The organism is Streptomyces sp. NPDC002779 (assembly GCF_042888685.1).
Classification (GTDB): Bacteria; Actinomycetota; Actinomycetes; order Streptomycetales; family Streptomycetaceae; genus Streptomyces.
In genome coordinates this window covers 160,034-180,813 of record NZ_JBIAQC010000002.1, presented here as the reverse complement: position 1 = coordinate 180,813, position 20,780 = coordinate 160,034, and the positions used below count along the sequence as shown (strand labels likewise).

At 71.9% G+C, this 20,780-nt stretch carries 22 protein-coding genes; 4 read left to right on the top strand and 18 right to left on the bottom strand.

Annotated features, from left to right (window positions below):
* Window positions 1-12: 12 nt before the first annotated feature.
* The 14 genes from ACFYW5_RS06455 to ACFYW5_RS06390 form a co-directional block, all read right to left on the bottom strand.
* A complete protein-coding gene (locus ACFYW5_RS06455; protein WP_389416421.1) occupies window positions 13-1,035 on the bottom strand; it encodes a glycoside hydrolase family 6 protein in 1,023 nt (340 codons plus the stop codon).
* Window positions 1,036-1,306: 271 nt separating this feature from the next.
* Window positions 1,307-1,972 carry a class F sortase gene (locus tag ACFYW5_RS06450; protein WP_389415805.1) on the bottom strand — a complete coding sequence of 222 codons (666 nt, stop codon included), beginning with the start codon at window positions 1,970-1,972 and terminating at the stop codon, window positions 1,307-1,309.
* Window positions 1,973-1,974: 2 nt separating this feature from the next.
* Window positions 1,975-2,505, bottom strand: a complete 531-nt coding sequence (locus ACFYW5_RS06445; protein WP_389415804.1) for a hypothetical protein — start codon at window positions 2,503-2,505, stop codon at window positions 1,975-1,977.
* A gap of 103 nt (window positions 2,506-2,608) precedes the next feature.
* Entirely contained in the window at window positions 2,609-3,388 is a 780-nt protein-coding gene (locus tag ACFYW5_RS06440) for an HAD-IIA family hydrolase (protein ID WP_250076234.1), read from the bottom strand.
* A 75-nt stretch (window positions 3,389-3,463) separates the two neighbouring features.
* Window positions 3,464-4,987, bottom strand: a complete 1,524-nt coding sequence (locus ACFYW5_RS06435) for an alkaline phosphatase family protein (RefSeq protein WP_389415803.1) — start codon at window positions 4,985-4,987, stop codon at window positions 3,464-3,466.
* Window positions 4,988-5,165: 178 nt separating this feature from the next.
* Complete coding sequence (locus tag ACFYW5_RS06430; RefSeq protein ID WP_389415802.1) at window positions 5,166-6,221, bottom strand: 2-aminoethylphosphonate ABC transporter substrate-binding protein; 1,056 nt, start codon at window positions 6,219-6,221, stop codon at window positions 5,166-5,168.
* Between the two features lie 37 nt (window positions 6,222-6,258).
* Complete coding sequence (locus tag ACFYW5_RS06425; RefSeq protein ID WP_389415801.1) at window positions 6,259-7,056, bottom strand: ABC transporter permease; 798 nt, start codon at window positions 7,054-7,056, stop codon at window positions 6,259-6,261.
* Window positions 7,043-7,861 carry a 2-aminoethylphosphonate ABC transporter permease subunit gene (locus tag ACFYW5_RS06420; RefSeq protein ID WP_389415800.1) on the bottom strand — a complete coding sequence of 273 codons (819 nt, stop codon included), beginning with the start codon at window positions 7,859-7,861 and terminating at the stop codon, window positions 7,043-7,045. Before ACFYW5_RS06420 ends, ACFYW5_RS06425 begins: the two co-directional genes overlap by 14 nt.
* Complete coding sequence (locus ACFYW5_RS06415) at window positions 7,854-8,906, bottom strand: ABC transporter ATP-binding protein (protein WP_389415799.1); 1,053 nt, start codon at window positions 8,904-8,906, stop codon at window positions 7,854-7,856. Before ACFYW5_RS06415 ends, ACFYW5_RS06420 begins: the two co-directional genes overlap by 8 nt.
* Window positions 8,903-9,568, bottom strand: coding sequence for an HAD family hydrolase (locus tag ACFYW5_RS06410; protein ID WP_389415798.1), 666 nt, complete (start codon window positions 9,566-9,568; stop codon window positions 8,903-8,905). The genes ACFYW5_RS06415 and ACFYW5_RS06410 overlap by 4 nt, the downstream gene beginning before the upstream one ends.
* A gap of 5 nt (window positions 9,569-9,573) precedes the next feature.
* Window positions 9,574-10,698, bottom strand: a complete 1,125-nt coding sequence (locus ACFYW5_RS06405; RefSeq protein WP_389415797.1) for a TIGR03364 family FAD-dependent oxidoreductase — start codon at window positions 10,696-10,698, stop codon at window positions 9,574-9,576.
* 143 nt (window positions 10,699-10,841) lie between these two features.
* Entirely contained in the window at window positions 10,842-11,597 is a 756-nt protein-coding gene (locus ACFYW5_RS06400; protein ID WP_389415795.1) for a GntR family transcriptional regulator, read from the bottom strand.
* A 31-nt stretch (window positions 11,598-11,628) separates the two neighbouring features.
* Window positions 11,629-12,390 (bottom strand): hypothetical protein, encoded by a 762-nt coding sequence (locus ACFYW5_RS06395; RefSeq protein WP_389415794.1) that lies wholly within the window; start codon window positions 12,388-12,390, stop codon window positions 11,629-11,631.
* Window positions 12,391-12,549: 159 nt separating this feature from the next.
* Complete coding sequence (locus ACFYW5_RS06390; protein WP_389415793.1) at window positions 12,550-13,650, bottom strand: ROK family protein; 1,101 nt, start codon at window positions 13,648-13,650, stop codon at window positions 12,550-12,552.
* 56 nt (window positions 13,651-13,706) lie between these two features.
* Here ACFYW5_RS06390 and ACFYW5_RS06385 point away from each other — a divergent pair, with 56 nt between their 5' ends.
* Both ACFYW5_RS06385 and ACFYW5_RS06380 read left to right on the top strand, forming a co-directional pair.
* On the top strand, window positions 13,707-14,774 hold the full coding sequence (locus ACFYW5_RS06385) for a Gfo/Idh/MocA family oxidoreductase (protein ID WP_389415792.1): 1,068 nt from the start codon (window positions 13,707-13,709) through the stop codon (window positions 14,772-14,774).
* A complete protein-coding gene (locus ACFYW5_RS06380) occupies window positions 14,771-15,283 on the top strand; it encodes a heme-degrading domain-containing protein (protein WP_389415791.1) in 513 nt (170 codons plus the stop codon). The genes ACFYW5_RS06385 and ACFYW5_RS06380 overlap by 4 nt, the downstream gene beginning before the upstream one ends.
* Before the next feature lie 104 nt (window positions 15,284-15,387).
* On the opposite strand, the gene ACFYW5_RS06375 is transcribed toward ACFYW5_RS06380, so the two are convergent.
* The 3 genes from ACFYW5_RS06375 to ACFYW5_RS06365 form a co-directional block, all read right to left on the bottom strand.
* A complete protein-coding gene (locus ACFYW5_RS06375; protein WP_389415790.1) occupies window positions 15,388-16,239 on the bottom strand; it encodes a fumarylacetoacetate hydrolase family protein in 852 nt (283 codons plus the stop codon).
* Window positions 16,240-16,379: 140 nt separating this feature from the next.
* The gene (locus ACFYW5_RS06370) at window positions 16,380-17,066 is read right to left on the bottom strand and encodes a YidC/Oxa1 family membrane protein insertase (RefSeq protein WP_389415789.1); all 687 of its coding nucleotides are present in this window, start codon (window positions 17,064-17,066) and stop codon (window positions 16,380-16,382) included.
* Window positions 17,067-17,160: 94 nt separating this feature from the next.
* A complete protein-coding gene (locus tag ACFYW5_RS06365) occupies window positions 17,161-17,469 on the bottom strand; it encodes a DUF6412 domain-containing protein (RefSeq protein WP_389415788.1) in 309 nt (102 codons plus the stop codon).
* Window positions 17,470-17,668: 199 nt separating this feature from the next.
* Here ACFYW5_RS06365 and ACFYW5_RS06360 point away from each other — a divergent pair, with 199 nt between their 5' ends.
* Both ACFYW5_RS06360 and ACFYW5_RS06355 read left to right on the top strand, forming a co-directional pair.
* Window positions 17,669-19,141, top strand: a complete 1,473-nt coding sequence (locus ACFYW5_RS06360; RefSeq protein ID WP_389415787.1) for a beta-1,6-galactanase — start codon at window positions 17,669-17,671, stop codon at window positions 19,139-19,141.
* Window positions 19,142-19,217: 76 nt separating this feature from the next.
* Window positions 19,218-20,249 (top strand): YecA family protein, encoded by a 1,032-nt coding sequence (locus ACFYW5_RS06355; protein WP_389415786.1) that lies wholly within the window; start codon window positions 19,218-19,220, stop codon window positions 20,247-20,249.
* Here ACFYW5_RS06355 and ACFYW5_RS06350 read toward each other — a convergent pair.
* Window positions 20,234-20,725 carry an SRPBCC family protein gene (locus ACFYW5_RS06350; protein WP_389415785.1) on the bottom strand — a complete coding sequence of 164 codons (492 nt, stop codon included), beginning with the start codon at window positions 20,723-20,725 and terminating at the stop codon, window positions 20,234-20,236. The genes ACFYW5_RS06355 and ACFYW5_RS06350 overlap by 16 nt on opposite strands.
* Window positions 20,726-20,780: the final 55 nt, after the last annotated feature.

Here is a 20,780-nt window from a genome sequence, read left to right as displayed (position 1 = left end):
TTCCCCGCGCCCCTAGGGCGTGGTCGCCTTGGCCAGTTCCAGGGCGTACTCCGGCCACCACTCGCCGGCCTTCGGGCCGCCCTTGCACTCGCCGTCCGACTCCCCCGGGCGCTTGACCCAGACGTAGGCGTCGACCAGCGGGTCGGCCGTCTTGGTCGTCGGGGTCTCGCCCAGGGCGCGGCCGGGCGGGTTGCACCAGCGCTCCGCCGGGTCGCCCTCCTCGTAGGGGCCGTTGCCGTTGCGGCTGGTGTCGATGACGAAGGGCTTGTTGCCCGCCTTCGCCGAGAGGGTCTTGCCGTAGGCGATGGAGTCCTCGGTGGTGTAGAAGTTCGAGACGTTGACCGAGAAGCCGTCCGCCTTGGCGATGCCGGCCCAGTTCAGCGGCTCGAAGATCTGGTCCGGGTTGCCCCAGCCCGCGTTGCCCGCGTCGAGGTACACCTTGGTGTTCTTCAGCGACTTCAGCTTCTCGATCGCGCCCTTGAGGAGGTCGTAGCGCTCCTCGTGGAACTCGTCCGGGGTGCAGCCGTCCACCAGGTGCAGGACCGCGTCCGGTTCGAGGACGACCGTGGCCGAGCGGTCGCCGATGCCCTGGGCGACCCCGTCGATCCACTCGCGGTAGGCGTTGCCGTCGGCGGCGCCGCCCTGTGAGTACTGGCCGCAGTCGCGGTGCGGGATGTTGTAGAGGACCAGCAGGGCCGTGCGGCCCGCCTTGTCCGCGGCCTCGGTGTAGCCGCGGGCGTCGTCCTCCGGGGTCTCCGGGCCGATCCACTCGCCGGTCGGCTGCTCGGCGATCTTGCGGATCTGCTCGGCGTCGGCCTTCTTGCCCGCCTTCTCGTAGGCGGCCACCTGCTGGGCCGCGTTGCCCTGCGGATTGACCCAGAACGGGTCGATGTCCTTGGGCTGCTGGGTGATGCCGGCGCCGGCGTTCTCCGGCTCGTCACCCCCGTCGTCCGAGGAAGAACAGCCCGCGATCAGCAGTGCCGCCCCCAGCACCACCGCGGACGCCCCCCTGCGGGCCCCCCTGCTGCCGTACATCCACTCCCCCTTGGGTGCACTCATCCAAGCCTCAATCCTGACACACGCATCCCGAAGCACACGAGGTCGGCCCCTGGGCCGGGGCCTGCTTCCGTTCTACAGTCGTACCGGACGGCCCCGGCCCCCGCCCGGCCTGGCGCCTCCCTCTCATGACCCTTCGAGCCTCCCGCGCTGCCTTCGGGTTTCTCCCGCAGCCCGAGCGTGCGCGGTCGAGGACCAGCCCGGTCGGCGGCTTCCCGGGGAGCGGGTCGTCGACCGGGCCGGGTGCGCGTCACAGGCCCGTGCCCGTGAGATACGCCGACACCACCACGTTCGCCGTGTAGCTGCGGCTCGCCCGGTCGAAGGTGCCGCCACAGGTGATGAGCCGGAGTTCGGCGCGGCCGGGGTCGCGGGGCCCGTAGGCCTGGCGGGCGTCGAAGAGCTCACGGGTGACGACCTGGACGTCGTCGACGGTGAACTCGGCGACCCGCCCGTCGTCGCGGATGACCCGGACCGTCGCGCCGGGCTTGAGCGCGCTGATCTTGTAGAAGACGGCGGGCCGGGTCTCGGTGTCCACGTGCCCCACCATCAGGGCCGTCCCGCGGGCGCCGGGTGCCGCGCCGGCCGCGTACCAGCCGACGACGCCGGGCTGCTCGAAGGGCGGCGGGTCGACGGCGCCCTGCGGATCCAGGCCGCGGGCGACCACGGGTGCCTGCACGCCGAGGCCGGGTATGTCCAGGCGCTGGGGATGCGCCGGGCCCAGCGGTCCGGCGGGGGGCGGCAGGTCGACGTCGGGCGGGCGGCCGACCGCGGCCATGTCGCCGGTGGTGGGCGCGGACGCCCCGTGCCGTACGTCGGTGACGTCCCGTCCCCACAGCCACAGCCCGAGCAGCAGCACGGCCCAGGCCAGGCCCGTCAGCAGCCGGCCGGAGAGCCGGGAGCGGTGTTCGTCGGACATGGTCAGTCCGTCCCGCGGCTCCGGCGGGCGCTTCTGAGCGCCACGGCCGTCGCCGCGACCGAGGCGAGGACGAGGCCGGTCACCGCGTGGCCGATGCCCGGTCCGGCCGTCCTGGTCTCCCCGGCGGCGACCTGGACCGCCGCACCGCCGCCGCCCGCCTTGACGGGGGCGATCGGGGAGGCGGGCGCCTTGGGCGTGTTCCCCACCGGGAGCTCGACCGTGTGCCGGGCATCCCCGCAGGTGACGGTGATGTCGTAGGAGCCGACCCGCAGCGAGGACCGGATGCGGCTCTCGCCGACGAGGACGCCCTCGGAGCCGGTGACGGCCAGCTTGACGTCGGTGACGAACGCGGCCGAGAAGGCGCTCGCCGTCCGTTCGGCGCAGCCCGTCATCCGCAGCGCGACCTCGGCGCCCGGGACGGGAGAGGCCGGATTCACCGAGATGCCACCTCCGTCCGCCGCGTACGCCGCCGGGGTGAGCGCCGCGGCGACCACCGCGGTAGCCGCACAGAGAGTGACTTTGAATGTGCCCATCGTGAACCTCCAGATACCTGGAGAGTCCCCCTGGGTGCCGGACCCCGCATCCTCAGGGGGGTCCGGCTGCTCCGAACGGGTCGTATTCGGGCGGAAGCGGGTTTCAGATCCGGTCGACCAGGTCCGCGATGGAGTCGACGACCTGGGAGGGGCGGTACGGGAAGTTCTCCACCTGCGCGGTCCCGGTCAGCCCGGTCAGCACCAGGAACGTCTGCATCCCGGCCTCGATGCCGGCCAGTACGTCGGTGTCCATCCGGTCGCCGATCATGGCGCTGGACTCGGAGTGGGCGCCGATGGCGTTCAGGCCGGTGCGCATCATCAGGGGGTTCGGCTTGCCCGCGAAGTAGGGCTGCTTGCCGGTCGCCTTGGTGATCAGGGCGGCCACGGCGCCGGTCGCGGGCAGCGGGCCCTCGGTGGACGGACCCGTCTCGTCGGGGTTGGTGCAGATGAACCGGGCGCCGCCGTTGATCAGACGGACCGCCTTGGTCATGGCCTCGAAGGAGTACGTCCGGGTCTCCCCCAGGACGACGTAGTCCGGCTCGTGGTCGGTGAGGATGTAGCCGATGTCGTGCAGTGCCGTGGTCAGGCCCGCCTCGCCGATGACGTACGCGGAGCCGCCGGGCCGCTGGTCGTCCAGGAACTGGGCGGTGGCCAGCGCCGAGGTCCAGATGGACTCGATCGGCACCTCCAGGCCCATGCGGCGCAGCCGGGCGTGCAGGTCGCGCGGGGTGTACATGGAGTTGTTGGTCAGCACCAGGAAGGGCTTGCCGGACTCGCGCAGCTTCTTCAGGAAGGCGTCGGCGCCGGGGATCGGTACGCCCTCGTGGATCAGCACCCCGTCCATGTCGGTGAGCCATGACTCGATGGGCTTGCGGTCTGCCATGTGCGGAACTCCTGGCGTACGTACGGGATGAGCGGAGGGCGCCGGAACCACGGCGTACCGACGCCCTCAGCCTAATCAGGAAGTGCTGACCTTGACCCCGTCGATCACCCAGTACCAGTTGTTGGACCCGGTGTAGCGGAAGCGGAAGCTCACGGTGGTGGCTCCGGCCGGGACCGGTACGGACAGGGACTGCGGCTGGGAGACGACGTCGGAGGTGTAGCTCCTGACGGCGGTGGGGGTGCCGCCGTTGAAGGAGGCGAGGATCTGGGCGGTCTGGGCGCCTTCCTGACGGTAGAAGGTGACGAAGTCCAGGCGGACCGTGCTCTTGCCGGTGACGTTGTGGGCGGGCGTCACCAGGGTGCTGTCGAAGGTGCCGGAGAAGGTCTTGTCCGCCCATTCGTCGGAGTCGGCGACGGCGAAGACGCCGCGGGCGCGGACGTTGAGCTCCCGGGACTGGTCGCGCTGGGTGCGGGACCAGAACTCGTCGGTGGCGAAGGACCAGCCGCGCCACTCGGTGATCCCGCCGGTGCCCATGGCGCTGTTGATGACGGACCAGCCGCTGGGCGGGGTGCGGGTGTAGCCGAGGACGCTCTGGGGGATGCCCGTCTCGTCGGTGCGGGCGGACAGAGGGAGCGCGTCGAAGGGGTCGGTGGAGCGTTCCTGGATCGGCTTGCCGTCCAGGCCCCAGGAGGGGTCGACGGGGATGCCGAGCTGCTGGAACACGGTGGGGACGACGTCCACGAGCCGGGTGTCCAGGGGGCGGGCCCCGGCCGCGATACCGGGGCCGGTGGCCAGGACGAAGGTGCGGCGCTCCTCGATGGCGGAGCCGCCGTGGCCGCCTGCGTCCAGGTGGCCGTGGTCGGTGGTGACGATGACGGTCCAGCGCTCGGTGGAGTGGCTGGGCCTGGCCTTGATCGCGGCGCGGAGTCTGCCGAGGTAGGCGTCCTGTACGGCGATCTGGTCCAGGTACGCCTGGCTGCCGGCGCCGGAGTTGTGGCCGACGATGTCGGACTGGCCGAAGTAGACGAAGAGGACGTCGGGGTTCTGGTCGCGCAGGAGGGCCTCGGCCTCGGCGGCGATGGTGGCGTCGTGGCCGGTGTATCCGTCGGCGTCGCCGTCGAGGACGAGCTTGGCGTCGGCGCCGGGGGTGACGGTGCCCTGGGTGTCGAGGGGCTTCCAGTCGACGGCGGCGTAGGTGGACAGCTCGGGCCGGAGCTGGGCGAGGCGGGCGAGGAAGCCGGGGTACTGGCCGTACTTCTTGCCGGTGAAGGTGTTGTCCTTGACTCCGTGCTTGTCGGGCCAGACGCCGGTGGCGATGGTCGACCAGCCGGGGCCGGAGGAGGTGGCGGCCATGGGGTTGGCGTAGAGCAGCGAGGTGCCGAAGGTGCCCTCGCTCATCATGGCCTTCAGGTGCGGGGCGTCGGCGGCGGCGATCCGGTCGTGGCGCAGACCGTCCATGCCGATGACGAGGATCTTGTCCTTGCTGGTGCCGTTGGGCAGCACCGGGACGGCGTGCGCGGGGGCGGCCCCGAGGGCGAGGGCCGCGGCGGTGGTCGTGGTGGCGGTGAGCACGGTGCGGCGGGTCGGGTGTGACGTCATGAGAGGCTCCGGGGTCGAACGGGGGTGGAGGTGCCGTTGGTGCCGGGTGACCGGGGGTCGGGGTGCCGTGGGGTGGGTGCGTTCGCCCGCGCTTGCGGGGTGCCGCCGCGCCCACCCGTGCCGCCCCAGCGGCACGACTGCCCGCAGCTACGCGGGCAGGGGCGCCGCCGGACGGCTCTCAGCTGCCGGTTGCCGACTTCCAGTTGTCGACGTGCTCGGTGAGGTTCTTCTCGATGGCGTCCCAGTCCGGCTCGAAGATCTCGACGTCCTTGACGATGTTCGTCAGGGCGATCGCGTCGGCGTCGGCCGCCTCGATGTCCTGGCGGGCGGTGAAGCCGCCGCCGATCTCGCTGACCTGCTGCTGTGCCGTCCGGCTGAGCATGTAGTCGAGAAGCTTCTTGCCGTTCTCCGTATGCGGGGCGTCCGTCACCAGACCGGCGGCGTACGGCAGCGCGAACGTCGTCGGCCTGCCGCCCTCCCGCGCGGGGAACCAGATCCCGAGGTTGGGCATGTCCTTGGACTGGGCGTAGTTCATCTGCACATCGCCGTTGGCGACCAGCAGCTCGCCCTTGTCGACCTTGGGTGCGAGCTTGCCGGTGGAGGCGGACGGGCCGACGTTGTTGGACTGCAGCTCGCCGAGGTACTCCAGCGCGGCCTCCTCGCCGCCGAAGTCGTGCATCGCCTTGATGAGGACGGCGGTTCCGTCACCGGCCACGCCCGGGGTGGAGTACTGGAGCTTGTTCTTGTACTTGGGGTCCAGCAGCTCCTCCCACGTGGTGGGGGCCTGCGCCAGTTCCTTCGTGTTGTAGATGAACCCGAAGTAGTTGTTGACGACGGAGGTCCACGTCCCGTCGGCGGACTTGTCGGCGCCGCTCACCTGGTCGGCGCCCTTGGGGACGTACGTCTGCAGCAGCCCCTTGCCGTCGGCCTGCTGGATGAACGGCGGCAGGGTGACGAGGACGTCGGCCTGCGGGTTGCTCTTCTCGCGGACGGCGCGCTGCACCATCTCGCCGGAGCCGCCCTCGACGTACTCGACCGTGATCCCGGTCTCCTTCTCGAAGTCCGCGAAGATCCGGTCGTACCAGCCGTCGCCGTTCTCCCCCTTGAGGCCGTCCGCGCTGTAGACGGTGACGACCTTCTCGTCGGAGGCGGCGGAGCTGCCGCCGCAGGCGGACAGCGCCGGGGTGGCGACCAGCGCGAGCGCTACGGCGAGCGTGCTGCGGTTTCTGGGCATGGCGAGGTGAACTCCCAACAGGTAAGGGGGGTGTCGGTCAGCGGTAGGAGGCTTTGGTGCGCACGCGGGAGACGGCGAACAGCACGAGCAGCGTCGCCGTCATCAGGACCACGGCGATCGCGGACCCGGTGAACAGGGCACCGCGGTCGGTGGCCGCGTAGATCAGGACCGGAAGCGGGGTCCAGTCGGGCGGGTAGAGCATCATCGTGGCGCTCAGTTCGCCCATGGACAGGGCGAAGCAGAGGCCGGCCGCGGCGGACAGGGAGGGCAGCAGCAGGGGCAGCTTCACCCGCCACAGCACGGCGGAGGGGCGCGCTCCGAGCGAGGCGGCGGCCTGCTCGTAGGCGGGGTCGAGGCGGGTCAGCGCGGCGGACACCGACTGGTGGGCGAAGGCGGTGACCAGCACGGTGTGCGCGACGATCACGATCCACCGGGTGCCGTTGAGCAGCATCGGCGGCTGCGAGAAGGCGACCAGCACGGCGAGCCCGACGACCACGGAGGGCACCGCGAGCGGGAGCACGAACAGCGCGTCGAGCACCCGCCGTCCGCGCCTGCCGAGGGCCTGGGCGGTGAGGGCTGCCCAGGTCCCGGTGGCGAGGGCGAGCAGGCTCGCGCCGGCCGCGGTGACCAGGCTGGTGGTGAGCGCCTGAAGGGCCTCGCCGCGGGTGGCGGCCGCGTAGTGCTCGGTGGTGAAGCCGGACGGCAGCACGCTGGACCAGTGGGTGGCGAAGGAGGCGCCGAGGACCACCAGCAGCGGCAGCGCGAACAGGGGCAGGAACAGCAGGAGGAAGAGGGCCCATACGGTCCACTTGGCCCCGCGGTTATGCACCAGCACGACGGCTCACCACCCGGTACAGGCCGTACAGGCCCACGGAGATCAGGACGTTGACGACGGCGACCACGCAGGCGCCCGGGTAGTCGGACTCCAGGATCGCCTTGCTGTAGACGAGGGTGGGCAGCGTGGTGACGCCCTTGGCGCCGGTGAAGAGCACGATGCCGAACTCGTTGAGGCACAGGACGAGGACCAGGCTGCCGCCGGCCGCGAGGGCGGGCAGCGCCTCGGGCAGGATGATCCGACGGATGATCCTCGGCGCCCGGGCGCCCAGTGAACCGGCCGCCTCCAGCTGCGCGGTGTCGAGCTGGGCGAAGGCCGCGAGCAGGGGCCGCATCACGAACGGCGTGAAGTAGGTGATCTCGGCGAGCAGGACGCCCCAGGGTGTGGTGAGGAACTGGAAGGGCCCGTCGGCGGCCCCGGTGACGTCCGTCCACAGTCCGTTGGCCATGCCGACCGTGCCGTACACGAACAGCAGGGCGAGCGTGATCAGGAAGGACGGGAAGGAGAGGAAGACGTCGATGAACCGGGCCACCGCCCGTGCGCCGGGGAAGGGCACGAAGGCGATGACCAGCGCCAGGGCGAAACCGAGGACCAGGCATCCGGCGGTGGCGGCGAGCGCCAGCCACACGGTGGTCCACAGCGCCTCGCGGAACGCCTCGGAGGCGAAGACGTCGGCGTACGGCTGGAGGGACGTGCCCCCGGTGTCCGGCTTCAGCGACTGCTCGACGACGAGGGCGAGGGGATAGAGGAAGAACAGGGCGAGGAGGGCGACGGGCGGGAGGGCCCACAGGAGCCGTCTAGTCATCGCCGACTCCGGCGGCCAGCAGTACCGCGTCCTCCGGGGAGAAGTGCAGGCTCACCGTGTCGCCGAGGGCGGGCGGGTTCCTCAGTTCCCGCAGGTCCGCCATGACCCGGTGGCCGTCGGTCTCGACGTACAGCCGGTGGGTGGCGCCCCGCCACTGGATCTCCCGTACCGTCCCGGTCAGGCGGTTGGGGCCGTCGCCGACGCCGATCAGGTGCGGCCGTACGCACAGGGTGGCCCGCGCGCCCCGCGCGACGCCCGTGGTGTCGACCTTCAGTTCGGTGCCGGCGAAGGTCACGCCGCCCGGACCCACGGTGACCGGGAGCAGGTTGGCGTTGCCCACGAAGGACGCGGTGAACTCGTTGGCCGGGGCGCGGTACAGCTCCCGGGGGGTGCCGCAGGCCTGGAGGCGTGCCGAGTCCATCACCGCGATCCGGTCGGCCAGGGTGAGCGCCTCGACCTGGTCGTGGGTGACGTACAGGATCGAGACGTCCGGCAGCTCCCGGTGCAGGCGGGCCAGTTCGGCGAGCATGCCGGAGCGCAGCCGGGCGTCGAGGGCGGACAGGGGTTCGTCCAGCAGCAGCACTCCGGGCCGGATGGCGAGGGCCCGCGCGATGGCGACGCGCTGCTGCTGGCCGCCGGAGAGCTCGCGGGGGTAGCGGCGGGCGTAGGCCGCCATGCCGGTCAGCTCCAGGGCCTCGGCGACCCGGGCGCGGATCTCGTCCCGGGCCACCTTGCGGGCCTTCAGTCCGAAGGCCACGTTGTCCTCGACCCGCATGTGCGGGAAGAGGGCGTACTGCTGGACGACCATCCCGATGCCCCGCCGGTGCGGGGGCAGCCCGGTGACGTCACGGTCCCCGAGGAAGACCCGCCCGGCGGCGGGCCGCACGAACCCGGCGACCGCCCGCAGCGCGGTGGTCTTGCCGGATCCGGACGGCCCGAGCAGCGCCATGACCTCGCCGGGGGCGACGGTGAGGTCGAGGGCGTCGAGGACGACCTGGCCGTCGTAGGAGACGGTGACGCCGTCGAAGCGGATACCGCTGCTCATGCGAGCGCTCCCGGCACCTGCGCGACGGAGTCCAGGACCCGGCCCGCGCCGGCCGCCGTGAGCGCGTCCGCGTCATGGGCGCCGGTCAGGACGCCCGCGACCAGGCCCGCGCCCGAGCGGACGCCGCTGAGCATGTCGTAGGAGGTGTCGCCGACGACCGCGACCTGCCGGACGCTGTCCGCGGCGGCCGTGCGGAGGAAGGCGGTGAGGACCATGTCCGGGTACGGCCGTCCGCGGCCCCCGGCGTCGGCCGGGCACAGCGTCAGCGGGACCAGGTCCTGCCAGCCGAGCGCGGCCAGGATGGCGTCCTGGGTGGTGCGGGCGAAGCCGGTGGTCAGCACGACGGTACGGCCCTGGGCGGTGAGTTCCTCGATGGCCTCGCGCGCCCCGGGGACCGGCGCGATCCGGCCGGCGCCGACGAGCCGGGCGTACGCCTCCTCGAAGGCCTGGTTGGCCTGCTGGGCCTTCGCCTCCTCCCCGAACAGATGCCGGAAGACGGAGATCTTGGACTCGCCCATGGTGGCGCGGACGTGGGCCAGCATCGACGCGGGTTCGGCACCGAGGTGCCGGGCCGCCTCTGTGAACGCCTGCTCCACGAGGCCGCCGTCGGCGACGGTGGTGCCGGCCATGTCGAGGACGACGAGTCGGATGTCTTCGGTCATGTCCCTCACCAGCCCAGTTCGTTCGCGGTGGTCTCGGCTATCGCGGGCGAGCAGGTCATGCCGCGCCCGCCGGGCCCGGTGACCAGCCACACCCCGTCGCGCACCTGTTGCCGGTGCACCACCCGGGAGGGGTCGGTGCACTGCGCGTACACGCCCGCCCAGCGGCGGCGGATCTTCGGCAGCGGGCGTCCGAGGAAGGATTCGACGACCTCGACGAGGTGGTCGTAGGGGTCTTCGAGGGTGTCGAAGGCGAACGGGTGCTCGTACTCGTGGGTGTCGCCGATGGTCAGTCCGCCGTCGGCGCGCTGGACCATGAGCAGCTGCATCCGGTGCCGCTCGGCGGTCTCGCTCTGCGGCTGCCCGGAGGCGAGGGCATCCAGGGCGTCGCCGCGGTAGGCCGGGTAGTAGCGGAAGCTGTCGGCGTCGGCGACCGAGGTGGCGAGCGGTTCGCCCAGCGGGTCGGTCTGCATCATCTGCAGGCGGACCCGGCGCACCGGCAGCTCGGGCCCGGCCAGCTCGCGGACCAGGCCGCCGAGCCAGGCGCCGGTGCACAGCAGGACGACGTCACCGCCGTGGACGTCGCCGTGGTCGTCGCGGACGGCACCGGTGCCGATGACCTCGCGGACCTCGCGGCCGGGCAGGAAGGTGTAGCGCGGCGACTTCAGCAGCTCTTCGCGCAGGGCGAGCTGAGCCGTGCGCGGTTCCACGGCCGCGTCCCGCTCGCAGTACAGGGCGGCGGTGAACTCGCCGCGCAGGGCGGGGTTGAGGGCGCGTGCCTCGGCCGGGGTGAGCAGCTCGCGGCCCCGCGCCGCGGCGTCCTGGCGGGCTACGGCGGCCTCGGCGACGGCGAGTTCGAGGTCGCCGCGGACCGGGGTGAGGGAGCCGTTGGCCCGGAAGCCCAGCTTCGGCACCCGAGCGCCGATCTCCTCCCACAGCTCCCGCGCCCTGAGAGCGGTGTCCAGCTCCTCCCCCACCGCGCGGCCACTGACCCAGATCTGGCCGAAATTGCGCAGCGAGGCGCCGCGAGCCTCCGCCTCGCGCTCGATCTGTACGACCTCGTGGCCGCGTTCCACTGCTTGCCAGGCGTGCATGGTGCCCACCACGCCGGCTCCGACGACTGTCACTCTCACGACGGCAACGCTCCTCGGACTCGGGGAACCGGAAGGGTCCGGCTCCCAACGGGAGCGTGAACGAGCCATCAAGTTTGGGCTAGACCCGTTATGCATTCGTGATGCTTCTTGTCTATGGAGAAAAGGGCTCGGAGGATCGATTTTCAGCCGCCGAGATGGGCGCTGAAGGAGAAGCGGTCGCCGCGGTAGAGGGTCCGTACGCGCTCCAGGGGCGCTCCGGAGGTGTCCCGTGAGACCCGGTGGATCAGGAGCATCGGCAGCGCCGGCGGGGTGCCGATGAGCAGGGCCTCGCGTGGGGTGGCGAGCACGGTCTCGATGCGCTCGTCGGCGTCGCCGAAGGCGATGTCCTGGGAGTGGAGGTAGGCGTAGAAGGAGGAGTCCGGGTCGAAGTCGGTGTCCAGGCGGGGCACCCGGGCCACGGCCACGTAGGTGCTCTCCAGGCCGACCCGCTCGTCGTCGGCGAGCAGCACCCGCTCCAGGTGCCAGACGGCCTCGCCCCGGGTGAGCCCGGTTTCGGCGGCCAGGGGGTCCGGGCAGGGGAAGCGGTCGAGGGTGACGAGGGTACGGCCGGGGGTGCGCCCCTGCCGCCGTACACCCTCGGTGTAGCTGGCCAGGGACAGCGGCTGCTCCAGCTTCGGCCCGGCGACGACGGTTCCGCGCCCCTGCCGCCGCAGCTTGCCCTCCAGCACCAGCTCGCGCAGCGCCTGGCGCACGGTCTCGCGGGCGACGTCGTACTCCTCGGCGAGATCGCGCTCGGTGGGGATGGCGCTGCCCTCGGGGAGTTGCGCCACGAGGTGGTCGACGCGCGCCTTCACCGCGTAGTACTTCGGGATGCGTCCGTGTTCGGGGATGCCGGAGCGGACGGGGGCGCCGGGGGCCTGGTCGTTCGGGTAGTCCACGCAGGGATCGTCGCAGACGGGTCCGGCGGGCTCAGCGGCGCCTGCGCAACACCAGCAGGGTGCCGCCCGCGGTGAGCAGTACGGCCAGGGCGGCGGTGACGGCGGCGGCGGGGGTGCCGGTGCTGGCGAGTTCCTCGGCGAAGGGGGCAGGGGTGGGGGCAGGGGTGCCGGTGCCGGCGAGCTCCTCGGCGGAGGGGAGGCGGGGGGCGGGGGACCGCTCGGGGTCGGCGGTGGTGGCGGGGGCGGGCTCGGAGTCGATGCCGAACCGGTAGTCGTTGGACTGGCCCACCCAGTCCCCGTCGTCGTCGTGGCGCTGCACGACGGCGGCGTTGGCGGTGACGCGGTTGGGCACGGCATCGGAGGTGACGGCGAGCCGCACCTTCACGGTGACGGTCCCGCGAGGGCCGACGGTGAAGCCGGGGAACCCCTCGAAGGCTCCGACGAGTTCGTCCTCGTCGGTGGTCTCGAACCGGACGGGGTGGGTCTGGTTCCCCGCGTAGAACTCCAGCCGGGGCTGGGTCGACGTCAGGGCCCGCTTCTCGTCCACGAGTACGACGACGGGGTGCACGTTCTCGCAGGTCGCCCCGGTTTTGTTGGTGAGCTCCAGGTACCAGGTGCCGTATCCGCCCCCGGCCTGGTAGGAGCGGGGACCGCCGTGGATGCGGGTGGTGAGCGGGAAGGAGCGCCCGTCGGAGACGGCACAGCCGCTCTCGGGTCCGACGGCGTGCGCAACCCCGGGCGCGGACACGAGAGCGAGGGGGAGGAACAGGGACGCGGACAACAACAGTCGCATGAACACATGACCATGCCGGACGCCCGGCCCGACACGCGTGCGCCGCACCTGGGGAGGGGGTGATTCCCACCCGGTCGGCCCTGTGGGCCTTGTCCGCCGACCTGGGGCGGGGCCTCATCCGGAAGACGGCCCCCGCAGCCCCTCAGCCCCCTCCTCCCCTCACCCCTCCCCCCGCCCGAACAGCGGCGCCAGCACCAGCTGGGCCGCGCCCTCCGCGACCTCCCGTCCCTCCCCCGGAGCGATCCGCACCGGTACCGGGTCCTCGCCCACCCTCCGGCCCCGCTCGTCGAGAACGGCCGCGGCGCCCCGTACGAAGTGCTCCGGCCGGGCCGCCACCGTGCGCCCGCCCAGCAGCACCACGTCGATGTCGAGCAGCGCGACCAGGTTCCCGGCGCCGGTGCCCAGCACGCGGGCCGCCTCCTCGAAGTCCCCGCGGTCCACGGCTGCCAGGCACAGCGCCTCCACGCAGCCCCGGTTGCCGCACCCGCACACCGGCCCGTCCAGCTGCACCACCTGGTGCCCGAACTCCCCCGCCCCGGTCCTGGCCCCCCGGTGCACCGCGCCGCCGAGCACGATCCCACCCCCGAGCCCGGCCCCGAAGTGCAGATACGCGAACGACTCCGCCACCCCGCCGACCGCCAGGCCCAGCGCCGCGGCGTTCGTGTCCTTGTCCAGCGTCACCGGCGCGCCCAGCTCCCGCTCCAGCGCCTCGCGCAGCGCAAAGCCGTCCCACTCGGGAAACCCGGTGACCCGGTGCAGCACCCCCCGGACGTGGTCCAGCGGCCCGGGCACCCCGACGCCGACCCCGAGCAGGGCGCCCCCCGGCCGGGCGGCCAGCAGCGCCGGCACCTCCCGGCTCACCCCCGCCACCACCGCCGCCTGACCGGCCCCCAGCCCCAGCGAAGCGCTCCGCTCCGCCACCACCGCCCCGGTCAGATCCACCAGCACCGCCCGCAGCGCGTCCCGGTCCAGGTGCACCCCCACCGCATGCCCGGCCTCCGGCACCAGCCGCAGCGCGGTCCGCGGCTTGCCGCCCGTCGACGCCCGCCGCCCCGCCTCCGCCGCCAGCCCCTCCGCCCGCAGCCGCGCGGTGATCTTGCTGACGGCCTGCGGGGTCAGCCCGATCCGCTCCGCCAGCTCCAGCCGGCTGATCCCCTCAGGGCCTGCCGTCCGCAGCAGATCCAGCACGAGCGCGGTGTTGTGGCTGCGCAACGCCGGCAGGTTCACGCCCAGGGTCACGCTTCTCGCACTGCTGCTCATGGGCCCATTCTCCCCACCGCTTGCACTTTGGCAACAGCGTTGCGAAAGTAGTCGGCATGACTGGCACACCCCTCCGCACCGGCCTGATCGGCTACGGCCTCGCCGGCTCCGTCTTCCACGCCCCGCTGATCACCGCCACCGAGGGCCTCGTCCTCGACACGGTCGTCACCGCCAACCCGGAGCGCCAGGAGCAGGCCCGCGCCGGCCACCCGGACGTCCGGATCGCCGCGACCCCCGACGAGCTGTTCGCCCGCGCCGACGAGCTGGACCTGATCGTCATCGCGTCCCCGAACAAGACGCACGTCCCGCTCGCCACCGCCGCCCTGGAGGCCGGCCTCCCGGTCGTCGTGGACAAGCCGGTCGCGGGCACGGCCACCGAGGCCCGCAAGCTCGCGGCGCTGGCCGAGGAGCGCGGACTGCTCCTGTCGGTCTTCCAGAACCGCCGCTGGGACAACGACTTCCTCACCCTGCGCAAGCTCATCGCCGACGGCGAGCTGGGCGACGTCTACCGCTTCGAGTCCCGCTTCGAGCGCTGGCGCCCCCAACTCAAGGGCGGCTGGCGCGAGTCGGGCGACCCGGCAGAGATCGGAGGTCTCCTCTACGACCTCGGCAGCCACGTCGTCGACCAGGCGCTGCTGCTCTTCGGCCCCGCCGCCACCGTCTACGCCGAGTCGGACGTCCGCCGCCCGGGCGCCGAGGCGGACGACGACACCTTCATCGCCATCACGCACACCGGCGGCGTCCGCTCCCACCTCTACGTCTCCGCCACCACCGCCCAGCTCGGCCCCCGCTTCCGAGTGCTCGGCTCCCGGGCGGGCTACGTCAAGTACGGCCTCGACCCCCAGGAGGCGGCCCTGCGCGAGGGCGAGCTGCCCGGCGCGGGCTGGGGCACCGAGCCCGAGTCGCTGTGGGGCCGGGTCGGCTCCGGAGAGTCCCCGCTGACCGGCGGAGGCCGCCCTGAACCGACCCTTCCGGGCGATTACCCCGCGTACTATGCGGCCGTGGCCAGGGCCCTTACCGAGGGCGGCACCAACCCGGTGACCGCGCTGGAGGCGGCCGCCGCCCTCGACGTACTGGAGGCGGCCCGCCGTTCGGCCCGCGACGGAGTGGCGGTGGCACTGTGACGCACAGCAGCGGAATCACCCCGAAGTTCACCCCGGAGATCACTCCGACCGTCGAGGAGCTGGAGGCGCAGGAACGCCGCCTGGTCTTCAGTGAGTTCACCCCGGACGACGCCTGGCGGCTGGGCACGCTCCTGGTCGAGATGGCCCGGGAGCGCCAGGCCCCGGTCGCGATCGACATCCACCGCGCCGGCCAGCAGCTCTTCCACGCCGCACTGCCCGGCGCCACCCCGGACAACGACGCGTGGATCGCCCGCAAGCGCCGGGTGGTGGAGCGCTACCACTCCTCCTCCTACCTGGTCGGCGCCCGGTCCCGGGCCAAGGGCACGACGTTCGAGGACTCCTCCCGCCTGGACCCGGACGTGTACGCGGCCCACGGCGGATCCTTCCCCCTCACGGTGGAGGGGGTCGGCGTCATCGGCGCGGTGACGGTGAGCGGCTTGCCGCAGCTGGAGGACCACCGGTTCGTGGTGGAGGCGCTGGAGGAGTTCCTGAACAAGGGGAATTCCTGAACAAGGGGTGACCGAGGTCACCCAGGGGCGCGGGGAACTGCGCGAGCCCCCACGGACGACGCACGGACGCCCCGTGGTCGCCGACGCTCGCGCAGCCCCAGCGACTAGGCGTCCTTCAGCTCCTGCCGCTGCCGCCCGAGCCCCGCGATCTCCAGCTCGACGACATCCCCCGCCCGCAGGAACGGCTTCGGCTCGGGCTGCCCCATGGCCACCCCCGCCGGCGTCCCCGTGTTGATGACGTCCCCGGGGTAGAGCGTCATGAACTGACTGACGTACCGCACGACTTCCCCCACGGGGAAGATCTGCTCGGCCGTCGTCCCGTTCTGCTTCAGCTCCCCGTTGACCCACAGCTTCAGCGACAGGTTCTGCGGATCCGGCACCTCGTCCGCCGTGACGAGCCACGGTCCCAGCGGATTGAACGTCTCGCAGTTCTTCCCCTTGTCCCAGGTCCCGCCCCGCTCGATCTGGAACTCCCGCTCGGAGACGTCGTGCGCCACGGCGTACCCGGCGACATGTCCGAGCGCCGCCTCCGCGGACTCGACGTACCGGGCCGTACGCCCGATGACGACGGCCAGCTCGACCTCCCAGTCGGTCTTCACCGACCTCCGGGGCACGAGCACCGTGTCGTTCGGCCCCACGACCGTGTCCACGGCCTTGAAGAAGATGACCGGCTCGGCGGGCGGCTCGGCCCCGGTCTCCCGGGCGTGGTCGTGATAGTTCAGCCCGATGCACACGACCTTGCCGATCCGCCCGACCGGCGGCCCGATGCGCAGCCCCGCCGCATCCAGCGCCGGCAGCTCACCGACCACGGCACGGATGCGTGCGAGCGCGTCGTCGTCGGCGAGCAGCGCTCCGTCGATGTCCGGCACGACGCCCGACAGGTCCCGCAGAACCCCGTCGGCGTCGAGCAGCGCGGGCGTCTCCGCTCCCGCCGTACCGACTCGCAGCAGCTTCATGGTCACAATCTCCCTCGATCGCGGGGGCGCCCGCCGATGTGTGCAGCCATCGGAGGACTGGTCGATCCTCCAAGGTCCGGTTCCGGTCCGCAATACCCGGTTCACGTACTGGACCGTAGGTCAGCGGTGAGACCCGTAGGTCAGCGGTACAGCACGGCCCGCTCGACGGCGCTCCAGGTCGAGCTGGTGACGATGTACAGCGCGGCGGCGAGCGGTACGACGGCCACGGTGATCAGCGTGAAGAAGGAGATGAACGGCATGACCTTGCTGATCGCGCCCGCACCCGGGGTGTCCAGCGGCATGCTGTCCGCCAGGGTCACCTTCGACAGGCGGTAGTTGAAGAAGGCGACGGCGGCGACGAGCGCGAACAGCCCGACGTACACGAGCCCGGCCGCTCCTCCCGCGCTCACCGCGTCGGCGAAGCGGTCGCCGAGGGGCGCGGTGAAGAGGTCGTGGCCGAGCAGTTCGTTGGGCCGGCCTCCGACCTCCGCGCTGGAGAAGAGGTGGTACAGCAGGAAGAACGCGGGCGCCTGGAGCAGGCTCGGCAGACAGCCGGCCAGCGGCGACACCTGGTGCTCGGTGTGCAGCTCCAGCACGGCGCGTTGCAGCTTCTCGGGGTTCTTCCCGTGCTTGCGGCGCAGCTCGGCCAGCTGCGGCTGGAGCGCGGCGCGGGCCTTCTGGCCGCGGGCGGCGGCCCGGGACAGCGGGTGCACCAGCAGCCGTACGAGTGCGGTGAACAGGATGATCGCGGCGGCGGCCGCGGAGCCGTGGAAGAGCGGCTGGAGCAGCTCGGCGAGCTGCTCGACAAGGCGGGCGAAAGCGGACATGGGTGAGCCCTCCGGGGGTCTCGTCGTGCCGGGATGGAGGCGATCGGCATGACGATCCGCGCGGGGTGCCTACAGGTGACCCGTGATGGTGCCCCTACGCGGTCGTCGCGAGGACGAGTCCGGGGGCTCGGGGACGGGTGCGTCCCCTGGCGTCGGGGTCGCGTTGCGGGAGGAAGGCCGTACGGCGGTTCCGGTCCCTGATGGCCGTACGCACCCGGGTGGGCGGCACGGCGGGCGCGCAGCGCGCGGCGATGACCGAGCAGACGGCGAGCGCGGCTCCGGCCGCGGCGGTCGCGGCGAGGGCGACGGTCGCGAAGAGGCTGCCGGCGTCGAGGAGGACGAGGCTGAGGAAGAGGGTGAGGAGGACGGCGGCGGGCCGGAACGCGGACCAGCGCTTGATCATCGGATTCCCCCTCCCCGCTTGTCGTCTTGTTATACCACCAGCCGGTATACCCCCATGCCGGGTGCGCCACTTCGTACAGTGGTTTGAGAAAGGGATGTGACAACTCTCGACAACCTGCTGGACGCCCCCGATGCTTCCTTGTGACATGTACTGGACAGATCCCAGAACGCATCAGGACGCATCGGGAAGCGGAGAAGCCATGATCCGACGCAGAACTCTGCTGGCGGCAACGGGCGGAGCACTCCTCGGCAGCACCCTGGCGACGGGCACCGCACACGCGGACGCGACGATCGCCGTCAACCCGGGCACGCGCTACGGCACCTGGGAGGGCTGGGGTACCTCCCTGGCCTGGTGGGGGAACGTCTTCGGCACCCGGGACGACTTCGCCGACCTCTTCTTCACCACCAAGTCGGTGACGTACAACGGCACCTCGCTCCCCAGCCTCGGCCTCAACATCGCCCGCTACAACCTGGGCGCGTGCAGCTGGAACTCCGTCAACGGCGAGACGATGGTGGAGTCGCCCAACATCCCGGCGTTCAAGCAGATCGAGGGCTTCTGGCAGGACTGGAACAACGAGGACCCCACCTCCTCGGCCTGGGACTGGACGGCGGACGCGGCGCAGCGGGCGATGCTGGTGAAGGCGACCCAACGGGGCGCGGTGAGCGAGCTGTTCGCCAACTCCCCCATGTGGTGGATGTGTTACAACCACAACCCGTCCGGCGCGGCCGACGGCGGCAACAACCTCCAGACCTGGAACTACCGTCAGCACGCCTCCCACCTGGCGGCCGTGGCCCTGTACGCCCGCACCAACTGGGGCGTGAACTTCGCGACGGTGGACCCCTTCAACGAGCCCGCGTCCACCTGGTGGACCGCCACCGGCACCCAGGAGGGCTGCCACCTCGACCCGGCGGTGCAGGCGGCCGTACTGCCGTACATGAGAAGCGAGTTGGACAAGCGGGGCCTGACGGCCGTACGCATCTCGGCGTCGGACGAGACCAACTACGACACCGCCCGCAGCACCTGGGCGAGTTTCGGCTCGTCGACCAGGGCGCTGGTGTCACAGGTGAACGTGCACGGCTACCAGGGCGCGGGCGGCCGCCGGGACCTGCTCCACACCGACGTGGTGACGACGTCGGGCAAGAAGCTGTGGAACTCGGAGACCGGCGACAGCGACGGCACGGGCCTGAGCATGGCCCGCAACCTCTGCTACGACTTCCGCTGGCTGCATCCGACGGCCTGGTGCTACTGGCAGGTCATGGACCCGTCGACGGGCTGGGCGATGATCGCGTACGACGCGAACACGCTGCAGCCGACGACCGTACAGCCGAAGTACTACGTGATGGCCCAGTTCAGCCGCCACATCCGCCCCGGCATGACCATCCTGGACACGGGCGTGAGCTACGCGGCGGCGGCGTACGACGCGACGGCGCGCCGCCTGGTGCTGGTGGCGGTGAACACGGCGACGACCGCCCAGACCCTGACCTTCGACCTGTCCCGCTTCTCGACGGTGACGGGCGGCTCGGGAGGCGTGGTCCCGCGCTGGAACACCGTGACGGGAGGCGGGGACATGTACCGCGCGTACACCGATACGCGGGTGTCCGGAAAGTCGGTGAGCGCGGTGTTCGCGCCGGGGGCCGTGCAGACGCTGCATGTGGACGGGGTGACGATCTAGGAAAGCTCGCCTGTACGCGGGGGCCTGGCCTGCACCTATCTCTCTTTCGCCGGGCCCCCGCAGTACGGTGTCACCCATGCGCCCCGACACGCCTGCCGAGAACGTCGACCACACTGCCGAAGCGGCACGCCTGGAGCGGACCGCCGGCCTGTACCCCGAGGACGCCGAAGCCCTGCTGCTGCAGGCCGCGGCCCACCGGGAACTCGCCGGTGACCGCCCCGCCGCGTCCACGCTCTACGACCGCCTGCTGTCGTCGGCGGCCTCCCTGGAGAACCCGCACCTGGTGCGGGCCCTGAAGGCCGCGAACCTGTGGGAGTACGGCCATGAGGCCGAGGCCAGGGCGATCATCGACGGCATCCGCGCGGCCGCGCCCCGCGACCCGGCGCCCTGGGTGATCGTGGCGGAGGCGCTGGAGGCGCACGACGAGCTGGAGGCGGCGCAGGAGACGTTCACGGAGGGCGTGAGCCTGGTCCTGGCGAACGTACCGGAGCCCCCCTACTCCACCCACCCGCTGCTGTACGGCCGCCACCGGGTGCGCCGCATGCTGGGCGCGCCGCACGACGACTGGGACACCACGGCGGACACGCTCCACCTCACCCATACGTCTCCCACCTCCACGGTCTCCCTGGACGAGCTCCACGACCCCAAGCGCGTGTGGTCGCTCGGCTCGAACAACCCGGCGGAGCTGGAGGCGGAGATCAGCCGCCTGCGGGCGGAGCTGGGCGCGTACCGGGAGGCGCTGTCACGCCCCTTCCCGGTGGCGGTGCTGCACTGGCCGGACACAGAGCTGGCGGAACTGACGGAGGCCTACCCGACGCTGGCGCAGGAGTACCCGTCCCACGAGGCGCACCTGTCGACCATAGAGGCCTCGCTGCGGGAACTGGCCTCCTCCGGCACCCCGAACCTGGGCATCGTGACGGGGACGGTCCCGTCGTACGAGGCGTTCGCGGCGTCGGAGGGCGCATCGCCGGGCGACGCCTCGCTGCTCCCGCAGTACGCGACGACGCTGGCGGCGAGGGGCCGGGCGGTGGCGTGGCCGCCGCAGCGGGGGGCGCGGTGCTGGTGCGGGTCGGGGCGGGGTTATGGGGGGTGTCACGGGGCGGAGTGACCCGGCCCGGAGTGACCCGGCCTCTCCACAGCTGACGCGATGTCCTCGAGATCCTTGGCGATGGCCCTGCTGACGGCGCGAGTGCCCACCCCGCCGAGGACCTTGGCGAGGATGCCCGCGACCCCACGGCCGGGGGCCTCGGCGGTGAACGCCATCCGCACGGTCGTCGTCTCCGGCCCGTCCGCCCGCAGCACCCACTCCGAGAGGTAGTGGGACCCGTGCGACTCGGCCGCGACGACATACCGCACGGGCGGGTCGCACTCGGTCACCCACATCTCCTCGGTGGCGTCCTTCCCGAACATCCGCCGAGTCTCCCGCCACCGGGTCCCCACATCGAAGGGCCCCTCGGAGAGAACCTCGACCTTGGAGACGCCCGAGAGCACGCGCTCCATACCTCGCAGATCGGTAAGGGCATCCCACACAAGCCCTTGAGCTGCGGCGATACGCCGCTCGACGATTACCGTCTTACTGGTCATGGGTCCATGAAAGCAGCACGAACAACAAGATCACAGTGAGGGCTTTACGCGTCCC

Excerpts from the sequence above, each read along its gene's own strand:
- ACFYW5_RS06435 (WP_389415803.1), bottom strand. The coding sequence starts at position 4,987 with ATGACGTCACACCCGACCCGCCGCACCGTGCTCACCGCCACCACGACC.
- ACFYW5_RS06415 (WP_389415799.1), bottom strand. The coding sequence starts at position 8,906 with ATGAGCAGCGGTATCCGCTTCGACGGCGTCACCGTCTCCTACGACGGC.
- ACFYW5_RS06410 (WP_389415798.1), bottom strand. The coding sequence starts at position 9,568 with ATGACCGAAGACATCCGACTCGTCGTCCTCGACATGGCCGGCACCACC.
- ACFYW5_RS06395 (WP_389415794.1), bottom strand. The coding sequence starts at position 12,390 with ATGCGACTGTTGTTGTCCGCGTCCCTGTTCCTCCCCCTCGCTCTCGTG.
- ACFYW5_RS06455 (WP_389416421.1), bottom strand. The coding sequence starts at position 1,035 with ATGTACGGCAGCAGGGGGGCCCGCAGGGGGGCGTCCGCGGTGGTGCTG.
- ACFYW5_RS06440 (WP_250076234.1), bottom strand. The coding sequence starts at position 3,388 with ATGGCAGACCGCAAGCCCATCGAGTCATGGCTCACCGACATGGACGGG.
- ACFYW5_RS06350 (WP_389415785.1), bottom strand. The coding sequence starts at position 20,725 with ATGACCAGTAAGACGGTAATCGTCGAGCGGCGTATCGCCGCAGCTCAA.
- ACFYW5_RS06355 (WP_389415786.1), top strand. The coding sequence starts at position 19,218 with ATGCGCCCCGACACGCCTGCCGAGAACGTCGACCACACTGCCGAAGCG.
- ACFYW5_RS06420 (WP_389415800.1), bottom strand. The coding sequence starts at position 7,861 with ATGACTAGACGGCTCCTGTGGGCCCTCCCGCCCGTCGCCCTCCTCGCC.
- ACFYW5_RS06445 (WP_389415804.1), bottom strand. The coding sequence starts at position 2,505 with ATGGGCACATTCAAAGTCACTCTCTGTGCGGCTACCGCGGTGGTCGCC.
- ACFYW5_RS06360 (WP_389415787.1), top strand. The coding sequence starts at position 17,669 with ATGATCCGACGCAGAACTCTGCTGGCGGCAACGGGCGGAGCACTCCTC.
- ACFYW5_RS06430 (WP_389415802.1), bottom strand. The coding sequence starts at position 6,221 with ATGCCCAGAAACCGCAGCACGCTCGCCGTAGCGCTCGCGCTGGTCGCC.
- ACFYW5_RS06365 (WP_389415788.1), bottom strand. The coding sequence starts at position 17,469 with ATGATCAAGCGCTGGTCCGCGTTCCGGCCCGCCGCCGTCCTCCTCACC.
- ACFYW5_RS06375 (WP_389415790.1), bottom strand. The coding sequence starts at position 16,239 with ATGAAGCTGCTGCGAGTCGGTACGGCGGGAGCGGAGACGCCCGCGCTG.
- ACFYW5_RS06450 (WP_389415805.1), bottom strand. The coding sequence starts at position 1,972 with ATGTCCGACGAACACCGCTCCCGGCTCTCCGGCCGGCTGCTGACGGGC.
- ACFYW5_RS06385 (WP_389415792.1), top strand. The coding sequence starts at position 13,707 with ATGACTGGCACACCCCTCCGCACCGGCCTGATCGGCTACGGCCTCGCC.
- ACFYW5_RS06390 (WP_389415793.1), bottom strand. The coding sequence starts at position 13,650 with ATGAGCAGCAGTGCGAGAAGCGTGACCCTGGGCGTGAACCTGCCGGCG.
- ACFYW5_RS06370 (WP_389415789.1), bottom strand. The coding sequence starts at position 17,066 with ATGTCCGCTTTCGCCCGCCTTGTCGAGCAGCTCGCCGAGCTGCTCCAG.